Origin of the sequence: Streptomyces sp. NPDC029674, assembly GCF_044903205.1 — a bacterium.
GTDB lineage: Bacteria > Actinomycetota > Actinomycetes > Streptomycetales > Streptomycetaceae > Streptomyces.
On the sequence record NZ_JBJDPY010000013.1, the window covers coordinates 41,710 to 60,353 of the forward strand.

The window sequence follows — 18,644 nt, forward strand, 5'->3', positions numbered from 1 at the left end:
AGGAAGAGGTGATGGCCATCATCGGCGAGGCCCGCGAAGCACGCGGCCTCGCCATGCTGTTCATCACCCACGACCTGGAACTCGCGGCAGCCGTGTCCGACCGGGTCGTGGTCATGTACGCGGGCACGACCGTGGAAGAGCTCGCCGCCGACCGGCTGTGGACGAGCGCCGCCCACCCGTACACGCGCGCGCTGCTCTCCTCCCGCCCCTCGCTCGACGACGCCGACGCGGAGCTGCGTGCCATCGCGGGCAGGCCCCTGTCCGGTTTCGAGGCGCCCGAAGGATGTGCCTTCAGCGACCGATGTCCGAACGTACGGGACCTGTGCCGCAGCGACCGGCCCCGGCCGGTGTCGGCCGGCGGCTCCACGGCGGCCTGCCACTTCCCGCACACGCACTCGCCCGAGGAGGCCGACAGTCATGCGTGAAGCACACGTACTTCAAGTACACGACCTTCGCAAGGAGTTCGGTGACTTCGTCGCCGTGGACGACGTGACCTTCTCGCTCGCGGAAGGCGGGTCCCTGGCGGTCGTGGGCGAGTCGGGGTCCGGCAAGACGACCACCGCCCGCATGATCGCCGGACTGGAGACGCCGAGCGGCGGACACATCGTCGTCGCAGGCGACGAACGACGGCCCGGCCGACTGCGGTCCCGGGAGCGCCGAGCCCGCGGCCGGCAGGTCCAGATGGTCTTTCAGGACCCCTACTCGTCGCTCGACCGCCGCCAGCGCGTGCGCGACGCCGTGGCCGAGGCGGTCGCGCTGCACCAGCACCTGCCCGCGGACCGGCTCCGCGCCCGCGTGGCGGAACTGTTCGACATGGTGGGCCTGGACGACCGGCAGGCAGGTTCGCTGCCCAGGGCGCTGTCGGGCGGACAGCGCCAGCGCGTCGCCATCGCCCGCGCCCTGGCGGCGGAACCACGGGTACTCATCCTGGACGAGGCGATCTCGGCCCTGGACGTGTCCATCCAGGCGCAGATCCTGGGCCTCCTCGCCCGTATCCGCGCGGACACCGGAACCGCCCTGCTGTTCATCACTCACGACCTCGGAGCGATACGGCACGTCAGCGACGACGTCCTGGTGATGCAAGGAGGGAAAGTCGTCGAACACGGCTCGGTGGCAACAGTCCTCTCCGACCCGCAGCACCCTTATACGCGGCGCCTCATCGCCTCCCTCCCGAAGCCGGGCTGGACGCCGCGGAGAAGGGCGCGCGAAGCCGCGGCCTGATGCCGCCGCCATCGACAACCACACCCAACGCCGGTCAGCGCAGGGTGCGTACGAAGACATCTCCGATCAGGTTGGTGTCGTCGGGGACCAGACCGGGGTGGTAGGAGTCGAAGACGGCCGTCGACCCGTCCGTGCTCAGTGCCGCCCGCCCCACGGTGACGGGCTTGCCGTCCTGTCCCGGTGAGAGCAACTCCTCCTGGCCCGTGGGCAGATCGCGCAGAATCAGGCCCAGGGTCCTGCGGTCCGCGTCGGCCGTGTTGAGGAGCAGCTTCGAGCCGTCCGCCGACAGGTCCGAGACCAGCGTGACATCGGTGGGGGAGTGGCCGTCGTACCGCTGGAGCGTGCCGGTGCGCAGGTCGCGGACGAAGGCGTTCCAGGACGTACTGGTGTCGCCGTTGGGGTCGGTGCCGGGAACGAGGTTGGTGGCCACCGAGTTGAAGCCGACCTTGGAGCCGTCGGCACTCAGCACGGGAGCGAGCGCCGACCGGTCGGCCGGCGCCCCGTTGTGGGTGACATCGGCCTGCACGGTCTTCCCGGTCACGCGGTCGTACACCAGGATGTCCGCCTGGTCGTCGTCGGACGGCCCCGAGTAACCGACCCGATAGGCCACCTTGCGGCCGTCGGCGCTCATGGAGACGTCCTGGCACTCGCGGTCCGTGGCCGGTCCGGCCCGCCACAGCTGCTGGGTCCGGCGGTCCATGAGCATGACCCGGCAGCGGGACACTCCGTTGTCGTCGGCGGCGGTCTCGGCCACGAAGGCGATGTACCGTCCGTCCGCGCTGAGCGGGGCGGCGCCGTAGTACGCGCGGAAACCGCCCCCCAGCGCGGGCGCCACGGGTTGGCTGCGCCCGGTGCGCAGGTCCATCACGTGGACGGAGTACTTCTGGGTCGTGGCCGAGTACGAGGTGAACGTCATGTGGCCCCCGGAGTCGGACACCCGGGGCACCATCGTCGACTCACCGGGCAGCACCACGCGCTTGAGGGGCGCACCGGGAGCGGTCCGGTAGAAGACGTTGTTGGGCACGTCGGTCCCGGGCATCAGGTTGGTCGCCGACGACATGAAGGCGACGACGCGTCCGTCCGCGCTGACGGTCGGATCCACGGAGTGGTGGTTGCCGCCGGTGCCGTCGGGCGCCACGCTGATCCGCTCGGTGCGCGGGGCGAGGCCGTCGCCTGCCGTTCCTGCCGCCCCCGCGGGCGAAGCGAGACAGGTGAGGGCGGCCGCCAGGGCGGCGGCGGTCATGGAGATGCGTAAGTGAGGTCTCATCAGGTGGTCCTCCTTCGGCCAAGGGGGGAGGCACCAGGGCCGTGGTCACGGCCACGCCTCGCGCCCTCACGGCGGCAATGCCCCAGCACCGTCTGTGCGGAGGACTCACGCGATGAAAGCGCGGAGTGCGTTGTGGGTCAATGCGCTCGGTGGCTGCCCGCGCCGCCCACAGCTTCCTCCGCTCCGGGACGACCGGCCCGCGCTGCTGAGTTCACGATTCCCTGAATCCAGGATTCTGTGTACTGTCGTGGAATGCTGACTGTTGCCTCCGACATCGAGGTGCTGGCCCGCTTCGGCCGCGCGCTCGCCGACCCGATCCGCTGCCGCATCCTGCTCGCCCTGCGCGAGGCGCCGGCCTACCCGGCCGACCTCGCCGACACGCTCGGCGTCTCCCGGACCCGGCTGTCCAACCACCTGGCCTGCCTGCGCGACTGCGGCCTCGTGGTCACCGTCCCCGACGGGCGCCGCACCCGCTACGAGCTCGCCGACGAACGCCTCGGCCAAGCCCTGGACCACCTGCTCGCCGCCGTCGTCGCCGTCGAGTCCGACCGGGTCTGCCCGGACGCGGCCACCAAGGACTGCTGCTGATGACCGCGATATCCCTCGGGCTCTCCCCGGTCCGCCGCGACATGCTCGCCAGGCGCATCCGGCTGCTGGTCGCCGCGACCATCACCTACAACGTCATCGAGGCCGTCGTCGCCATCACCGCGGGCACGATGGCCTCGTCCACGGCGCTGATCGGCTTCGGCCTGGACTCCGTGATCGAGGTGTCCTCCGCCGCGGCCGTCGCCTGGCAGTTCTCCGCCCGCGACCACGCCGTACGCGACGCCCGGGAGAGGGCGACCCTGCGGATCATCGCCGTCTCCTTCTTCGTCCTCGCCGCCTACGTCACCTTCGACGCCGTCCGGGCCCTGGCCGGCACCGGAGAGGCCGACCGCTCGGTTCCCGGCATCGTCATCGCCGCCCTGTCCTTGGCGATCATGCCGTTCCTGTCCGCCGCCCAGCGCCGTGCGGGCTGCGAACTCGGCTCCGCCTCCGCGGTCGCCGACTCCAAGCAGACCCTGCTGTGTACCTATCTCTCCGCCCTCCTCCTGCTCGGCCTCGTGCTCAACGCCGCCCTCGGCTGGTCCTGGGCCGACCCCGTCGCCGCCCTCGTCATCGCCGCCGTCGCGGTCAAGGAAGGCCGCGACGCCTGGCAGGGCAAAGGCTGCTGCGCACCCACCGCCCACACCCGGGTTCCCCTCGGCCCGGATGCGGCCGAGGCGGACGCGTGCGGCTGCGAGCCGGACTGCACCTGCTGTTGACCGCCGACGTGCGCCAACCGCTCACCGGGTCGTACCAATCCGTTTATCGGATTGGTAAAGAACCCCCGTCGCGCCTGTCCCCGACGCCCCTCAGCCGCAAAGATCCCCGTACTGATCGAATCGGATCGAACCGATGTGCGGGAGGCTCCACTTGAGAAGGACTCCAGGGACCAGGCGGCGGACGGCGGTGCTCGGGTCCGCGGGGGCCGTCGTCGCGGCGACGCTGATAGCGGGTGCTGTCACCGCTCCGACGGCCAACGCCGGTGTGCGGGGGGACGCGGACGCCTCCGGCGAGTCCGCCGCCTCCGCCGCCCCGGGCAAGAGCAAGGGCAAGGACCGCGAAGCCCGCGGCGCCGCCATCGCCGCGCAGCGTGCCGCGAAGGCCGGGGTGGACTGGCGGGACTGTCCCGCCGACTGGGGTCTGGAGAAGCCCATCCAGTGCGGCTGGGTCACCGTCCCGCTCGACTACGCCAAGCCGAACGGCAAGAAGATCAAGCTCGCCGTCGACCGCATCGGCAGCACCGGTACCAAGGAAGAGCGCCAGGGCGCCCTCGTCTACAACCCGGGCGGCCCCGGCGCCTCCGGCCTGCGCTTCCCGCGGCGCGTCGTCACCAAGAGCAAGCTCTGGGAGAAGACGGCGAAGGCGTACGACTTCGTGGGGTTCGAGCCGCGCGGGGTGGGCCACTCGGCGCCCGTCTCCTGCGTGGACCCGCAGGAGTTCGTCAAGGCGCCCAAGCTGGACCCGATCCCCGACAGCGAGGCCGACAAGCGCGCCCAGCGCAAGCTCGCCGCCGAGTACGCGGACGGCTGCCAGGAGCGCAGCGGCGAGCTCCTGCCGCACATGACGACGCCCAACACGGCCCGCGACCTCGACGTCATCCGCGCCGCGCTCGGCGAGAAGAAGCTGAACTTCCTCGGCGTCTCCTACGGCACCTACCTGGGCGCGGTCTACAGCACCCTCTACCCGACGCACGTGCGCCGGATGGTCTTCGACTCCGTGGTCAACCCGCGTACGGACAAGATCTGGTACGAGGTCAACCTCGACCAGGACGTCGCGTTCGAGAAGCGCCTCATCGACTGGATGACGTGGGTCGCGAAGAACGACGCCGCCTTCCACCTCGGCGACACCTACGACAAGGTCCGCGCCCAGTGGGACAAGCTGCGCGCCACCGCGAAGAAGCAGCCCCTGGACGGCGTCGTCGGCCCGGCCGAGCTGCACTCCTACTTCCAGAACGCGCCGTACTACGACTCGTACTGGGTCGAGATCGCCACCAACTGGAGCAAGTACGTCGCCGGCGACCCGAAGCCCCTCGTCGAGGCGGCCGCCCCCGACATGGCCGACACCGCGGGCAACATCGCCCAGGAGAACGGCAACGCGGTCTACACGGCCGTCGAGTGCGCCGACGCCAAGTGGCCCCGCAGCTGGAAGAAGTGGGACCGCGACAACACCCGCATCCACCGCACCAGCCCCTTCTTCACCTGGGGCAACGCCTGGATGAACCTTCCGTGCGCGACCTGGTCGAGCAAGCAGCAGCGCCCGCTGGAGATCCGGACCCACAAGGGCCTGCCGCAGACGCTGATCGTCCAGGCCACCCGTGACGCCGCCACGCCCTACCCCGGCGCCGTCGAACTGCACAAGCGCCTGAAGGGCTCGCGTCTGATCACGGAGAAGGACGCCGGTTCGCACGGCATCACCAACATCGCCAACCCGTGCCTCAACGACCGTGTCGACAACTACCTGTTGACCGGCAAGCTCGACGCCTCCGACGTGACCTGCGACCCGCACGCCGTACCGAAGCCGTAAGGCGTACGACGCGGGGATGTGCGGGCGGGCCGCCGCCGGATCGACTTCCGGTGGCGGCCCGCCCCTTGGGCGGCCTCAGGAGCTCTGCCGCTCCAGCCACTTGTCCTCCGCCGCGTAGTCGAAGAGGTCGACCGCCGGATCGTAGTTCTGCGCCATCTTCGGGAACGCCTCCCGCCAGTCGCGGTCGCCCAGCCGCTCGGCGAGCCAGGCCACCGTCTCCGCCAGCGAGTCGGTGTACGTCGTCACGGCGCGGTAGCCCAGTTCACGCTCCGCCGCGGACATGTCGTAGACCACAGGGTGCGGCGCGGTCCAGGGCGTGACGCCGACGTTCGCGGCCGGCGCCTCACCGGGCACCGTTACTGTCACCGTCTCGCCCGCCACCTCCATCACGGCGTCGATCGCCTCGCCCATCTCCGCGACCGTGGGCGCCTCCGGGTCGCCCGCGTTGAGCACCCGGGAACCGGGCCGCGTGGCCGCGAGCCGTACCAGCTCGGCGATGTTGTGGACGCTCACCGGATGGAAGCGGCTGAGGCCACCGTGCGCCAGTACGCGCGTACGCCGCCCGTCCAGGTTCCGCTTCACGAAGTACAGCTCGCGCGGCGTACGGCAGTGCGGGCCGTGGATCGCCCCGGCCCGCAGCAGCGTCACGGGCAGCTTCTCGCCGAGCGCCAGGAGTTCCCGCTCAATCTTGATCTTGCGGGTGCCGTACGTCGCGTCGCCGGGCTCGACCGTCGGCTGGCCCTCCGGGATCGGCACCGGGTACTCGGGGAAGCCGTCCGGCTCGTCCTGGGTGTCGAAGCTGCGGCCCCGCCCGTCCGCGTAGACCGCCCCGCTGGAGAGGACCACCGCGGATCCGATGCGGTCGGCGAGGCCGGCGTACTGCCGGGCGTGCGCCGCGGTGAACGCGACCATGTCGACCACCAGGTCCACACCGTCCCCCAGCGCCTCGGCGAGCGCCGCGTCGTCCTCCCGGTCGAGCCGCACCGACCGTACGTCCTCGGGCCACCGCTCGTCGCGGCCCGCGCCCCGGGACGCCGCGAGCACCGCCCAGCCGTCCTCCGCGAGGGCGCGCACCGCCACCCGCCCTATCTGTCCCGTCGCGCCGATCACCAATGCTTTCTTCATGATCGGACCGTACGTTCCGGCGTACGCACGGCGAAGAGGGATCTGCTCAGAGCAGAGGCGGCGAAGGGCGGGGGAGCGGCGCTCAGCTCAGGGGCAGCTTCGGGAACCTGCGCGGCTCCTTGCCCGCAGCGGCCCGCTCGCGCTCGGCTTCCGCCGCCTCCTCCGCCTTCACGACGGCCGCGTACTTGTCGACGTACTCCTGCCCGGAGAGCCCGAGGATCGCGTACATGATCTCGTCGGTGACGGCCCGGAGGACGGCCTTCTCGCCGTCCATCCCCACATACCGGGAGAAGTCGAGGGGCTCGCCGAAGCGGATCGTCACCCGCTTGAGGTTCGGGACCTTCTGACCGGGCGGCTGCGCCTCGAACGTGCCGATCATGGCGCACGGCACGACCGGCACCTGAGCCTTGAGCGCCATCGCCGCGACGCCGACCTTGCCCTTGTACAGCCGGCCGTCGTGCGAGCGGGTGCCCTCCGGATAGATGCCGAGCAGCTCGCCCTTGCGCAGTACGCCGAGGCCCTCACGGATCGCCGCCTGCCCCGCCTCCTTGCCGGACCGGTCCACCGGGATCTGCCCGGCACTGCGGAAGAACGCGGCCGTCAGCCGTCCCTTGAGGCCCGGCCCGGTGAAGTACTCGGCCTTCGCGAGGAAGGTGATGCGGCGCTTGATGATCGCCGGCATCAGGAAGTGGTCGGAGAACGACAGATGATTGCCCGCGACGATCGCCGCGCCGGAGTCAGGCACATGCTCCAGGCCCTCGATTCTGGGCCGGAACATCAGCCGGAGCAGCGGGCCGAGGATCACGTGCTTGAGCAGTAGGTAGAACATGGCGGCAGCCTTCCCCCTGGTCCCGGTGCCGACGCACAGTAGCCAATCGGTGGCGCGGAGGCGAGAGCCCGTTCGGGCCCTTACGCGCGGCCGAGCGGGCGAACGAACGGCGCGGCGGCCCGCCGGACGGCGCGCACGAAGGGTGCCCTGGCCTCTCCCCGACGTCCTCGACGCCACGGAACGTCACCGCCACCGTCACATCCGACGTGCACCCCGGAGGTCCCCCATGCACCCCATGCGCCCGTTCACCCTCGCCGCCGCCGCTCTTCTCTCCCTCGGCGCGATCGCGCCCGCCCAGGCGGCGGACACGGCCCCCGCCCCGAAGCGCGGCCTCTTCCTCTCCGTCTCGGGAGCCGAGAACGCCTGGATCCGCGGTGTGCTGCTGCACTGCGAGCCCGGACCGCGCGGAGCCCATCCGCAGGCGGACAGGGCCTGCGCGGCGATCGCCCGGGCGCGGGGTGACTTCGACGCGCTGCCCGACGACCCGCACGCGTGCACGAAGGAGTACGAGCCGGTCCTGGTGAACGTGACCGGGTCGTACAAGGGCCGGAAGGTCGCCTGGCGCAAGACGTACCCGAACGCCTGCGCGCTGGACGCGGACACCGGGTACGTCTTCCGCTTCTGACGCTCCTGAGGCCTCCGCAGCGCCTTTGCGACGGCTGTCGCGCGGCACCGCGCTCACGCGGCGCGCGACAGCACCATCGCCAGCGTGATCAGACCGAGCACCACCCAGCCGAACCACAACCAGCCGTTGCTTCCGAGCGCCGCCGTGTAGGCCGTCACCATGACCAGGCCTCCGATGGTGAACCCACCCATGGTCTTCGTGGAACCGGGCATAGCTCAGCCTCCTCCCGGCAGTCCGCGGCGCCGTTGCGCCCGGACCGCGGTCCGAAGACCATCGTGACCCGGGAATACCCTCTGGCGCTAGCGTCCGCGAGCGGCCAGTGAGGCCAGATAGGCGTTGTAGGCCTCCAGCTCCTTGTCGCCGTCGCGGTCCGCGGCCCGGTCCTTGCGCCGCGCCTCACGGTCCTCGGAGCGCCGCCACTGGAAGAGCAGGGCGACCAGGACCACCACGGACGGGATCTCGCTGAAGGCCCAGGCGATGCCGCCCGCCGCCTCCTGGTCCTCGAGCGCGTCGATGCCGAGCGAGGCGGGCGGATGCATGTACGTGCCGATCATCGGCTGCGTCGCCATCATCAGGGCGATGCCGAAGAACGCGTGGAACGGCATGCCCGCGAACAGCTCCAGCATCCGCATGATGTAGCCGGGCCGGTGCGGGCCCGGGTCGACGCCCATGATCGGCCAGAAGAAGACCAGGCCGACGGCGAGGAAGTGGACCATCATCCCGATGTGGCCCGGCTTGGAGCCCATCAGCGTGTCGAAGAGCGGCGTGAAGTAGAGCGCGTACAGGCTCGCGATGAACAGCGGGATCGTGAACGCGGGATGCGTGATGATCTTGATGTACCGGCTGTGCAGCAGCCAGAGCAGCCACTCGCGCGGGCCCTTGCTGCCGCGCCGCGCCACCGGCAGCGCGCGCAGCGCCAGCGTGATCGGCGCGCCGAGCAGCAGCAGGATCGGCGACAGCATGCTGATCACCATGTGCTGCACCATGTGCACGCTGAACATGACCATGCCGTAGTCGTTGAGCTTGGTGCACATCACGAGCAGTACGGTCAGGATGCCGATGACGAACGAGATCGTGCGGCCCACCGGCCACTTGTCGCCGCGCCGCACGAGCCGCGCCACGCCCCACCCGTACAGGGCGAGCGCCACCAGGCAGCCGATGAGGAAGAAGGGGTCGGCCGACAGCTCGAGGCCTCGCCCCAGCGTGAACGGCGGCAGATCCATGTTCATGCCGTGCCCGCTGTGATCCATCCAGTGGCTCCTGATTCGTGCGGATTGTGCGACGTGTGTCGGCACCAGAGTAGAACTGCCCCCGGCCGCTGACACGACCGGGGGCAAGTAGTGCAAGGGGCGACCGTGCTAGAGCACGCACTCCGCTTCGGCGTACCGCTCCTCGGGCACCGTCTTCAGCGTCTCGACGGCCTCCGCGAGCGGCACCATCGTGATGTCCGTGCCGCGCAGCGCGGTCATCCTGCCGAACTCGCCCCGGTGCACGGCCTCCACCGCGTGCCAGCCGAAGCGGGTCGCGAGGACGCGGTCGTACGCGGTCGGGGTGCCGCCGCGCTGGACGTGGCCGAGGATGACCGGGCGGGCCTCCTTGCCGAGGCGCTGCTCCAGTTCGAGGGAGAGCTGCCGGGCGATGCCGGCGAACCGCTCGTGGCCGTAGACGTCCTTGCCGCCCTCGTCGAACTCCATGGAGCCCGCACGGGGCTTGGCGCCCTCGGCGGCCACGACGATCGCGAACTTCTTGCCCGCGGAGAAGCGCTCCCCGACCTTCCGGGCCAGCTCCTCGATGTCGAAGGGGCGCTCGGGGACGACGATGGCGTGCGCGCCCGCCGCCATCCCGGAGTGCAGGGCGATCCAGCCCGTGTGCCGGCCCATGACCTCGACGATGAGCACCCGCTGGTGCGACTCCGCGGTCGTCTTCAGGCGGTCGAGGGCCTCGGTCGCGACACCGACGGCCGTGTCGAAGCCGAAGGTCACGTCCGTGACCGCGATGTCGTTGTCGATGGTCTTGGGGACGCCGACGATGGGAAGGCCCGCGTCGGAGAGGAGCCGGGCCGCCTTGAGCGTGCCCTCGCCGCCGATCGGGATGATCGCGTCGAGGCCGAGCTCGGCGACGTGCCCCCTGGCGCGCTCCACGCCGTCCCGCAGGTGCGCGGGCTGGACGCGTGAGGAGCCGAGGATCGTTCCGCCGCGGGCGAGGATGCCGCCCACCGCGTCGAGGTCCAGCTTGCGGTAGTCGCATTCCAAGAGGCCTTTCCAGCCGTCGTGGAAGCCGATGACCTCGTCGCCGTGGTCCACCACCGCGCGGTGCACGACGGAGCGGATGACGGCGTTCAGACCGGGGCAGTCGCCGCCGGAGGTCAGCACACCAATGCGCATGGCCCGGAATACCTTTGCAACGTGGGTCGGTGACCGGACCACGTCGTCCGGCTGGATCCCCGCCACCCTATAGGCGCCGGGGGGCCGGGCCGCACCTCGCGTCCGAAGGCTGGACGGCCCCGCTCACATGTGCGGGCGGGGCGTCAAGCGGGCTGTGCTGCCGGGGTGTCAGGCGGGCTGCTGGGCGGCGTTGATGCGCTCGTTGCGCAGCGCCTCGTACCACCGGTCGTCCGTCGGCGGCAGCGCGTTCACATCGAGGGCCAGCTTCAGCAGCAGGTCCGCGATGAGCGGGTTGCGGGCGAGGACCGGGCCGTGCATGTACGTCCCGAAGACCGTGCCGTTGTACGCGCCCTCGGTGCCGTCGCCCGTGCCGTTGCCCCGGCCGAGCGTCACGCGGGCGAACGGCCGCGCGGCCGGGCCGACGTGCGTGATGCCCTGGTGGTTCTCGAAGCCGGTCAGCGGGGGCAGGCCCAGCTGCGGGTCGATGTCGGCGAGCACGTCACCGACGCACCGGTCGCCCTCGCCGCGGGTGGAGACCACGTCGAGGAGGCCGAGGCCCGGCTCGCGCTGGCCGAGGTCGTTGATGAACTCGTTGCCCAGGATCTGGTAGCCGGCGCAGACCGAGAAGACGATCGCGCCGTTGCCCACCGCCCGCTGCAGGCCGCCGTCACGGCGCAGCCGCTCGGCCGCGAGGCGCTGCGGGCGGTCCTCGCCGCCACCGATCAGGTAGATGTCGCCGGAGGTGGGCACCGGCTGGTCGCTGCGCACGTCGTAGCGCTCGACCTGGAGGCCGCGCTGGTGGGCGCGGCGCTCCACGACCAGGGCGTTGCCCTGGTCTCCGTACGTGCTCAGCAGGTCGGGGTAGACCCACACCAGCCGCAGGCTGTTGTCGCTCATGCTCATGTCCTTATCCGGGCGGGTCAGTTGCCGACGCGGCGGCGAAGGTCCTGGAACGCGGTGTAGTTCGCGATCGTCTCGATGCGTCCCGGCGGGGCGAACTGCACCGCCTCGTCGACGCTGTCGCAGACGCGGAAGTCCAGATTCGCGACCTCCAGGCGAACGGCCAGGTCCAGCTTGCGGTCGCCGAGCACGAAGATCGGGTGACCGGCGAGGCGGGTGTAGTCGACGTCCCAGAGCCAGGAGGTGTCCGTGCCGTCCGCCCCCCGGGCGTTCACGGAGAGGATCACCGGGGTCGGCGGCGGGTCGATCAGCGAAAACGTTTCGAGCCAGCCCGCCGGGTTCTTCGCGAGGAGCAGCCGCAGGTCGCGGCCCTGGAACTGCACGACGTCGTAACGTCCGGCAACGGCCTGCACCTGGTACATGCGCTCCAGGGCGACCTGGGGCGGCACTCCGAAGACGGCGGCGACGGCCGCCGAGGTGGCGGCGTTCGCCTTGTTCGCGCGGCCGGGCAGCTGGAGGTGGATGGGCCAGGCCGAGCCGTGCGGGTCCAGGACGTGGTCGCCGGAGAGCACCCAGCTCGGCGCCGGGCGGCGGAAACCGCACTCGCCGCAGAACCAGTCGTCCCCGGGGCGCTGCATGACGCCACCGCAGGACGGGCACGACCAGGCGTCGTCCTTCCACTCCTGGCCGGCGGCCACCCACACCACGTTCGGTGAGGAGGAGGCCGCCCAGACGACCAGCGGGTCGTCGGCGTTAGCGATGACGACGGCCTTGGAACCGGCCAGGCCCTCGCGCCACTTCTCGGCGAGCATGCGGGTCTCGGCCGCGCGGTCCAGCTGGTCGCGCGAGAGGTTCAGCAGGGCGATCGCTTTGGGGTCGACGTCACGGGCGACACCCGCGAGGTACTTCTCGTCGACCTCGATCACACCGAACCTGGCGTCGGACCCGCCGGCGAGCGCCGAGGTGATTCCGGCGGGCATGTTCGCACCCAGCGCGTTCGAGACGACCGGGCCGCTGGCCCGCAGCGCCTCGGCGATCAGCCGCGTGGTGGTCGTCTTGCCGTTGGTGGCCGACACGAGGACCACGTCCAGGTGCGTGGCGAGCCGCCCGAGCAGCTCGGGGTCGAGCTTGAGGGCGACCTTGCCGCCGATCACCGATCCGCTGCCGCGGCCTGCGGCCCGCGACACCGCCGCGGCCGCCTTGCCCGCCGTCACGGCCAGCTTGGCCCGCGGCGACAGCGGGTCCGTGTTGCCTGACATCTGTCGAGATCCTCCTTGCGTACGGCGCCGCGCCTGCCCCCGGCATCGTTTCGCTGCTCAGCCTATCGAGATCCACTGACAAGCCCGAATCACGGCTCCACCTCGGCACCTCGGCGGTGCCGCTCCGTCCCCTGGACCGTACTCTTGCCGCCATGCGACACGGCACGATCCCGGGCGCCTCGGGGCGCGTACGACCTCTGACCCTGCTCGGTGACCCCGTGCTGCACACGGCCTGCGAGGAGGTCACCGACTTCGGGCCCGAACTGGCGCGCCTCGTCGAGGACATGTTCGCGACGATGTACGCCGCGCGCGGCGTGGGACTGGCCGCGAACCAGATCGGCGTGGGCCGCCGGGTCTTCGTCTACGACTGCCCCGACGACGAGGACGTCCGGCACCTCGGGCACGTGGTCAACCCGAAGCTCGTCGAGGTGGACGGCGTGACGGTGCGCGGCCCGGAGGGCTGTCTGTCGCTGCCCGGCCTCGAAGCGGGCACACCGCGATTCGACCACGCCGTGGTCGAGGGTGTCGACGTGCGGGGAGAGCCGGTGCGGGTGCACGGGACCGGCTGGTTCGCGCGCTGCCTGCAGCACGAGTGCGACCACTTGGACGGCGGTGTCTACACCGACCGCGTCACGGGCTGGCGGCGCCGCAGGGTGCTGCGGGCCGCCGCGAAGGCACCCTGGAACTCCTGAGGAACTCGGGACCTGTCTCAGAACCCGGGCCCGCCGACACGGTTGCCCGCCGCGGCGAGCCGCCCCCACAGCAGGTCGGCGAGGCTGCGCACCAACTGGGCGCGGGAGCACGGCCGTTCGCCGAGCCACCAGTCGCCTGCCGCGTGCATCATGCCGACGATGCCGTGCCCCCACACCCGGGCGAGCTGGGCGCTCTCCGGGCCGAGGTCGACGCGCTCCTCGATGACCTCCGCGAGCTCCTCGCCGAGGCGGCGCAACAGCGGGGCCGAGTGCAGGCCGACGTCGAAGCCCTGCTCGCCGGGTGAGGGCGCCTCCGACGGATGCATGAGGAAGCGGTAGACCTGCGGGCGTGCCTCGATCGCCGAGAGGTAGGTGTCGAGCGTCGCCTCGACCCGCTCCCTGCGCTCGGCGGGCGCGTCGAGCGCGGCGCGCAGGGCTTCGAGGAGGGCGTCGGTGTGCCGCTTGGCGAGTGCGGCGTAGAGGCCGCCCTTGTCGCCGAAGTGGCGGTAGAGGATCGGCTTGGTGATGCCTGCCTCGGCGGCGATGGCGTTCATCGAGGCGCCGGGACCGTCGCGGAGCACGACCCGGTCCGCGGCCTCGAGCAGCTCCCGCCGACGCCGCTGATGATCCGCGGACCGTTGCTGATCGGTCCGCTGCGTGGTCTCCATCGTTTCTCCCCGCCCATGCTGAATCGGTGACGCACGCGCAACGTAACACCCGGCGGCCGGCGCCCATCGAACGGGCCATCGGGAGTTGACATGGCCTACTGGCCGGTAACAGACTGGGGTTACCGCAAGTAACGTCGCAGTCGATCGCACGCCGCAGTTGATCGCAGGTCCTGGAGGGGTCATGGCCGAGTTCACCATGGAGCTCAACGACGAACAGAAGGAAGTCCGGGACTGGCTCCACGGATTCGCCGCCGAGGTGATCCGCCCCGCGGCCGCCGAATGGGACGAGCGCGAAGAGACCCCGTGGCCCATCATCCAGGAAGCGGCGAAGATAGGGATCTACTCGCTCGATTTCTATGCCCAGCAGTTCTTCGACCCCTCGGGCCTCGGCATCCCGATGGCGACCGAGGAGATCTTCTGGGGCGACGCCGGCATCGGCCTGTCCATCATGGGCACCGGCCTGGCCGCCGTCGGCGTGCTCGCCAACGGCACCGAGGAGCAGATCGGCACCTGGATCCCGCAGATGTACGGCGACGTGAACGACGTCAAGGTCGCCGCCTTCTGCTCCTCCGAGCCCGACGCGGGATCCGACGTGGCGGCCATGCGGACCCGCGCGGTCTACGACGAGGCCAAGGACGAGTGGGTCCTCAACGGCACGAAGACCTGGGCGACCAACGGCGGCATCGCCAACGTCCACGTCGTCGTCGCGGTCGTCGACCCCGAACTCGGCTCGAAGGGCCACGCCTCCTTCATCGTCCCGCCGAACACGCCAGGCCTCTCCCAGGGCCAGAAGTTCAAGAAGCACGGCATCCGCGCCTCGCACACCGCCGAAGTCGTCCTCGAGGACGTCCGCGTCCCCGGCCACTGCCTCCTCGGCGGCAAGGAGAAGCTCGACGAGCGCCTCGCCCGCGCCCGCGAGCGCGCCAGGTCCGGCGGCGAGCGCGTCAAGAACGCCGCGATGGCCACCTTCGAGGCGTCCCGCCCGGCGGTCGGCGCCATGGCCGTGGGCACGGCCCGCGCCGCGTACGAGGAGGCCCTGGAGTACGCCAAGACGCGCACCCAGTTCGGCCGCCCCATCATCGACAACCAGGGCATCGCCTTCCAACTCGCCGACATGCGCACCCAGATCGACGCGGCCCGCCTCCTGGTGTGGCGCGCCTCCTGGATGGCCACCACCGGCAAGAAGTTCGAGTCGGCCGAAGGCTCCATGTCGAAGCTGTACGCGAGCGAGGTCGCCAAGAAGGTCACCGCCCAGGCCGTCCAGATCCTCGGCGGCAACGGCTACACCCGCGAGTACCCGGTGGAGCGCATGCACCGCGACGCCGCGATCTACACGATCTTCGAGGGCACGAGCGAGATCCAGCGGCTCGTGATCGCGCGGACGATTTCGGGGATGCCGATCCGCTAGCGCGACGTGACAGCAGGACGCGCGTAGAAAGGCGACGAAGAGGTGACGAAGAAGAAGCCCCTCGGCATAGTCAGCGAGGGGCTTCTTTGCTGTCCGAGACGAGGTCATCCGTCGCTTGGGAGATGTGCCGCACCGCCACCGAAGCCGCCGCGGGCAACCGTGACGACCGGCGACGAGCCGCTCCTGCCCGCCACCCAGAGGCGCGCCGCATAACCGACCCCTGTTGGGAAACGGACGCCTTCGCCAGACTCCCACCATGGGGGATTCCGCCATATGGATAGCCGTCCTGACCGCTGGCACCGCAATTGGGGCGAGCTGGGTCACCAGCCGTGGAAACGCCGACGCCGCGCGCGTGCAAGCGGAAGCCTCGGCCGCCGCGCAGCGAGCCGCTACGCACCAAGACAGGATGCGTGCAGCCCACCTCGCCTTCATCGAGCAGATCAACGCGATGGGTGACCTGTATCGCAAGGTGCCGACGATCCTCGGCATGAAATCTCTTACGGAACGAGAGGCTGCGTTGGCCCAGCACCTCGAGGAGATGCGGACTGGATACGGCGAGTTTCATCGACAGATCAACGTAGTCACACTCGACGGCAGAAGATCATCACAACCGGCAGCTGATGCCGTGCACGCCGCATCAACACACGTGTACAAAACACTCCAGGCCATAGCCGATGGAACACGAAACGCATCAGACTTCGGACCCGCGGTGTCCGCGTACTGGAAAACAGCGACAGCATTCATCCACGCTGCCCGAGAGTCTGGCCAGGAGCCCCCCGGCTAGCCCCGCGTCGGCCCGAGCAGGCAGATTCGACAGCAGCACGGCGGCGAGCTCCACATCCACCACGCCACCACGCATCACCGGGGCCGGCGGATCGTCGGCGGCAGGGGCAGCGGCGGAGAGATCCATGACCGGCGTAACGACGAGGGCGACAGCCGGGCGGGCACCGCTGCAGCTAATCTCATGTCACCCGCCCGCCCGCCCGCCCGGGCGGTACCATCCGACTGTCAGCCGGAATCACGATCCGTGAATCCCCAGCCGGGAGGACGGCATGAGCGACCAGCCGTGGACCATCGACGCCATCGCCCACGCGATCCCCGCCGCCGACACCCGGCAGACGTTCCTCCGCGAAGTCAACCTTACGCCGCTCCCCGACCTGCCCGACGTCCTCGCCCGCTGGCAGCGCTTCGTCGAGAACTGGCGCGACGAAGTCGCCCCCCGCCTCGACGACGTCCTCCAGTACGCCCAGACGCACGGCGGGCAGCTGCCGCCCGAGTACGCCGACGATGGCGGCACCGAAGACTTCCTCAACGAGCTGCGGGCGAACACACAGAAGCGGCAAAATAGCGCGGCGTGACCTACGAGCTCGTCGTCCCACGCGACATACGCCGCCAGATCGGCGCGCTACCCGTGGCCGACCAAGCCGAGCTCCTCGTCTTCTTCGACCGGCTGCAAGCCGACCCCGACCAGGCCACCGGAACCTTCGGCCTCGACATGCCTGCCCCCGTCCGCATGAAGACCGCCGGCCTCAGCCGCTTCATCGTCGCAGTCCTCATCGACGATCCCGCCGAACGAGTCACCGCGGTCAGGATCGAAGCCCCCTTCGCCGACTGATCCAGACAGACGCCTAACCCATGAGCGACACCGAAGAACCCCTGTACGACGGCCCCGACCCCTTCTTGCACGGAGTGGCGGCGAAATGGGGTCCCCTACCTACAGACACTGCCAGACGTCCCGCGGAGCCTCGACGCGATCCTCGCCAGAATCGACGATCACTGGAAAGCCAAAGCCTGGCTGGAGATCCAGGCCGCCGAGCACGGGCCCGCGCTCGACAAGGCCATGGCCCGCTGGTGGCGCGTCGCCCGGCAGTGGAAGAGCCCCGAAGAGCTGCGACAGATGATCGCCGACATCGAGAGCGGCAAAACCAAGGCGCTCCCCGCGTCTGAAGTGTTCCCCGGCTTCGACGAACGCGTCGCCGCTCTCGAAGCCCGGCCCGAAGCCGAAAAGCAAGCGGACCGCCTGCAGACTCAGGACGAGATGGCGCACCAGCACGACGAACGCGACGAACAATCCCACGCCTACCGGCCCCACCAACACGAAGACCAGCGCAAACGCGCCCTACGCGAACCGCCCTACGACAGTTGAGCCTCGCCGGCGTCGGAGGGCGATTGACGCCCTCGCGCGGCAGCAGGACGCTGCGGGCGCGCGGCGAAGGGCAACCTAGGTCATTTCGCCCGCGCCCAAAGGATCGGGGCAGCCGTGAAGAACTTCGTGATCCTGATGGTGATAGGGCTCGCCATACTCGCCCTGGAAGCCTGGATCGGCCAACACGTGGACTCAGGTTTCGGGACGCTCGTCCTGAAGCTCGTTGCGGGCGGCGTGATCCTCATGCTCGTAGGAGCCGCAGTCGGAATAGCACACGAAGCATCCAAGCCGCCACGAACACCACCACCGAAATACGGCGCACCACACAGCACCAGCCTCACGATCAACCATCTGCACTGAAGAGGCCAAAGCCCCCGCTCCGGGTCCGGAGCGGGGGCGACTTGCCGCCTGCGGCCAGCCGCGGGCGGGGCGCCGTCATCGGCTGCGGCTAGTCCAGGCGCTCGCCCAGCTTCGCCGACTGCCGCTCAGAGCCCTTCGTGTGCCACCACTCGTGGGAGTACAAGCACCTGGTGCACAAGTGTCGTTGGAGCGTCAGCTTCAGCAAAAAGATCAGCAGTACGGTCTGGGGCGGTAGCCCCCGGGCAAGTACGGGGCTGGGCTGATCCTCGTATCAAGCCGCAAGGGGTGATCACGGCGTACAAGCCGTCGGATGTCGCTGCAGCTTGTTAGGAAAGGAATGTCATGCCGTCAGCCGACGAGGCACGCGACCTGCTCGTTCCGCATCTCCTGGGGTGCTTGGACGATACGAGTGCCGAGCTTGAGGTGACGAGCCTCGATGTGGTGGAGCAGGGCCGATCGTTCACTCTGGTTGTGAACTGACGGCATACAAGCAGCGGTGGCGCGTTCGTCTGGGAAGCGACCGGTCGGCCATGGCGCTGTTCGATGGCGTGCCGGCTCACGATCTCGTTCGGAGTGTTGCGTCGGAGTTCCGCATCCGCTTGTTCGTCTTCGTCCCGCAGCGAAGGGGCACCATCGCGGGGCCTCGGTAGTA

The 18,644-nt window shown here is 70.1% G+C and carries 22 protein-coding genes; 12 read left to right on the plus strand and 10 right to left on the minus strand.

Features of this window, described 5'->3' with window-relative positions:
- The first annotated feature begins 113 nt into the window (after positions 1 to 113).
- Both ACI2L3_RS28250 and ACI2L3_RS28255 read left to right on the plus strand, forming a co-directional pair.
- Positions 114 to 425, plus strand: a complete 312-nt coding sequence (locus tag ACI2L3_RS28250; protein ID WP_404755396.1) for an oligopeptide/dipeptide ABC transporter ATP-binding protein — start codon at positions 114 to 116, stop codon at positions 423 to 425.
- Positions 418 to 1,221: an ABC transporter ATP-binding protein gene (locus ACI2L3_RS28255; RefSeq protein WP_404755201.1), complete on the plus strand. Its 804-nt coding sequence runs from the start codon at positions 418 to 420 to the stop codon at positions 1,219 to 1,221. Before ACI2L3_RS28250 ends, ACI2L3_RS28255 begins: the two co-directional genes overlap by 8 nt.
- 34 nt (positions 1,222 to 1,255) lie before the next feature.
- On the opposite strand, the gene ACI2L3_RS28260 is transcribed toward ACI2L3_RS28255, so the two are convergent.
- The gene (locus tag ACI2L3_RS28260) at positions 1,256 to 2,488 is read right to left on the minus strand and encodes a TolB family protein (protein WP_404755202.1); all 1,233 of its coding nucleotides are present in this window, start codon (positions 2,486 to 2,488) and stop codon (positions 1,256 to 1,258) included.
- A 252-nt stretch (positions 2,489 to 2,740) separates the two neighbouring features.
- Between ACI2L3_RS28260 and ACI2L3_RS28265 the strand changes: the two genes are divergently transcribed.
- The 3 genes from ACI2L3_RS28265 to ACI2L3_RS28275 all read left to right on the plus strand — a co-directional run bounded on the left by ACI2L3_RS28265 (position 2,741) and on the right by ACI2L3_RS28275 (position 5,596).
- Positions 2,741 to 3,076 (plus strand): ArsR/SmtB family transcription factor, encoded by a 336-nt coding sequence (locus tag ACI2L3_RS28265; protein WP_404755203.1) that lies wholly within the window; start codon positions 2,741 to 2,743, stop codon positions 3,074 to 3,076.
- Positions 3,076 to 3,792 carry a cation transporter gene (locus tag ACI2L3_RS28270; protein ID WP_404755204.1) on the plus strand — a complete coding sequence of 239 codons (717 nt, stop codon included), beginning with the start codon at positions 3,076 to 3,078 and terminating at the stop codon, positions 3,790 to 3,792. Before ACI2L3_RS28265 ends, ACI2L3_RS28270 begins: the two co-directional genes overlap by 1 nt.
- Before the next feature lie 151 nt (positions 3,793 to 3,943).
- Positions 3,944 to 5,596: an alpha/beta hydrolase gene (locus ACI2L3_RS28275; protein ID WP_404755205.1), complete on the plus strand. Its 1,653-nt coding sequence runs from the start codon at positions 3,944 to 3,946 to the stop codon at positions 5,594 to 5,596.
- 75 nt (positions 5,597 to 5,671) lie between these two features.
- Here the strand turns inward: ACI2L3_RS28275 and ACI2L3_RS28280 are convergent, their stop codons facing one another.
- A complete protein-coding gene (locus tag ACI2L3_RS28280; protein WP_404755206.1) occupies positions 5,672 to 6,721 on the minus strand; it encodes an NAD-dependent epimerase/dehydratase family protein in 1,050 nt (349 codons plus the stop codon).
- An 82-nt stretch (positions 6,722 to 6,803) separates the two neighbouring features.
- On the minus strand, positions 6,804 to 7,550 hold the full coding sequence (locus ACI2L3_RS28285) for a lysophospholipid acyltransferase family protein (RefSeq protein WP_404755207.1): 747 nt from the start codon (positions 7,548 to 7,550) through the stop codon (positions 6,804 to 6,806).
- 226 nt (positions 7,551 to 7,776) lie between these two features.
- On the opposite strand from ACI2L3_RS28285, the gene ACI2L3_RS28290 reads away from it, so the two are divergent.
- The gene (locus ACI2L3_RS28290; RefSeq protein WP_404755208.1) at positions 7,777 to 8,175 is read left to right on the plus strand and encodes an SSI family serine proteinase inhibitor; all 399 of its coding nucleotides are present in this window, start codon (positions 7,777 to 7,779) and stop codon (positions 8,173 to 8,175) included.
- A 53-nt stretch (positions 8,176 to 8,228) separates the two neighbouring features.
- Here the strand turns inward: ACI2L3_RS28290 and ACI2L3_RS28295 are convergent, their stop codons facing one another.
- The 5 genes from ACI2L3_RS28295 to ACI2L3_RS28315 form a co-directional block, all read right to left on the minus strand.
- Entirely contained in the window at positions 8,229 to 8,387 is a 159-nt protein-coding gene (locus ACI2L3_RS28295; protein ID WP_398306668.1) for a hypothetical protein, read from the minus strand.
- 87 nt (positions 8,388 to 8,474) lie between these two features.
- A complete protein-coding gene (locus ACI2L3_RS28300; RefSeq protein WP_404755209.1) occupies positions 8,475 to 9,425 on the minus strand; it encodes a cytochrome c oxidase assembly protein in 951 nt (316 codons plus the stop codon).
- A gap of 108 nt (positions 9,426 to 9,533) precedes the next feature.
- The gene (locus tag ACI2L3_RS28305) at positions 9,534 to 10,559 is read right to left on the minus strand and encodes a 6-phosphofructokinase (protein ID WP_404755210.1); all 1,026 of its coding nucleotides are present in this window, start codon (positions 10,557 to 10,559) and stop codon (positions 9,534 to 9,536) included.
- A 168-nt stretch (positions 10,560 to 10,727) separates the two neighbouring features.
- Positions 10,728 to 11,456, minus strand: a complete 729-nt coding sequence (locus tag ACI2L3_RS28310) for a type 1 glutamine amidotransferase (protein ID WP_404755211.1) — start codon at positions 11,454 to 11,456, stop codon at positions 10,728 to 10,730.
- 23 nt (positions 11,457 to 11,479) lie between these two features.
- Entirely contained in the window at positions 11,480 to 12,718 is a 1,239-nt protein-coding gene (locus ACI2L3_RS28315) for a MurT ligase domain-containing protein (RefSeq protein ID WP_362990478.1), read from the minus strand.
- Positions 12,719 to 12,870: 152 nt separating this feature from the next.
- On the opposite strand from ACI2L3_RS28315, the gene def reads away from it, so the two are divergent.
- Positions 12,871 to 13,410, plus strand: a complete 540-nt coding sequence (def, locus tag ACI2L3_RS28320; RefSeq protein WP_404755212.1) for a peptide deformylase — start codon at positions 12,871 to 12,873, stop codon at positions 13,408 to 13,410.
- Between the two features lie 17 nt (positions 13,411 to 13,427).
- On the opposite strand, the gene ACI2L3_RS28325 is transcribed toward def, so the two are convergent.
- Positions 13,428 to 14,078 carry a TetR family transcriptional regulator gene (locus ACI2L3_RS28325; protein WP_404755213.1) on the minus strand — a complete coding sequence of 217 codons (651 nt, stop codon included), beginning with the start codon at positions 14,076 to 14,078 and terminating at the stop codon, positions 13,428 to 13,430.
- A 181-nt stretch (positions 14,079 to 14,259) separates the two neighbouring features.
- Here ACI2L3_RS28325 and ACI2L3_RS28330 point away from each other — a divergent pair, with 181 nt between their 5' ends.
- The 4 genes from ACI2L3_RS28330 to ACI2L3_RS28345 all read left to right on the plus strand — a co-directional run bounded on the left by ACI2L3_RS28330 (position 14,260) and on the right by ACI2L3_RS28345 (position 17,101).
- Entirely contained in the window at positions 14,260 to 15,486 is a 1,227-nt protein-coding gene (locus tag ACI2L3_RS28330; protein WP_404755214.1) for an acyl-CoA dehydrogenase family protein, read from the plus strand.
- 256 nt (positions 15,487 to 15,742) lie between these two features.
- Positions 15,743 to 16,270 carry a hypothetical protein gene (locus ACI2L3_RS28335; RefSeq protein WP_404755215.1) on the plus strand — a complete coding sequence of 176 codons (528 nt, stop codon included), beginning with the start codon at positions 15,743 to 15,745 and terminating at the stop codon, positions 16,268 to 16,270.
- 268 nt (positions 16,271 to 16,538) lie between these two features.
- Positions 16,539 to 16,844, plus strand: a complete 306-nt coding sequence (locus ACI2L3_RS28340) for a hypothetical protein (protein ID WP_404755216.1) — start codon at positions 16,539 to 16,541, stop codon at positions 16,842 to 16,844.
- Complete coding sequence (locus ACI2L3_RS28345; protein WP_404755217.1) at positions 16,841 to 17,101, plus strand: hypothetical protein; 261 nt, start codon at positions 16,841 to 16,843, stop codon at positions 17,099 to 17,101. The genes ACI2L3_RS28340 and ACI2L3_RS28345 overlap by 4 nt, the downstream gene beginning before the upstream one ends.
- Before the next feature lie 99 nt (positions 17,102 to 17,200).
- On the opposite strand, the gene ACI2L3_RS28350 is transcribed toward ACI2L3_RS28345, so the two are convergent.
- Complete coding sequence (locus ACI2L3_RS28350; RefSeq protein WP_404755218.1) at positions 17,201 to 17,563, minus strand: hypothetical protein; 363 nt, start codon at positions 17,561 to 17,563, stop codon at positions 17,201 to 17,203.
- A 183-nt stretch (positions 17,564 to 17,746) separates the two neighbouring features.
- Here ACI2L3_RS28350 and ACI2L3_RS28355 point away from each other — a divergent pair, with 183 nt between their 5' ends.
- Positions 17,747 to 17,992, plus strand: a complete 246-nt coding sequence (locus ACI2L3_RS28355) for a hypothetical protein (protein WP_404755219.1) — start codon at positions 17,747 to 17,749, stop codon at positions 17,990 to 17,992.
- The last annotated feature ends 652 nt before the right edge of the window (positions 17,993 to 18,644 follow it).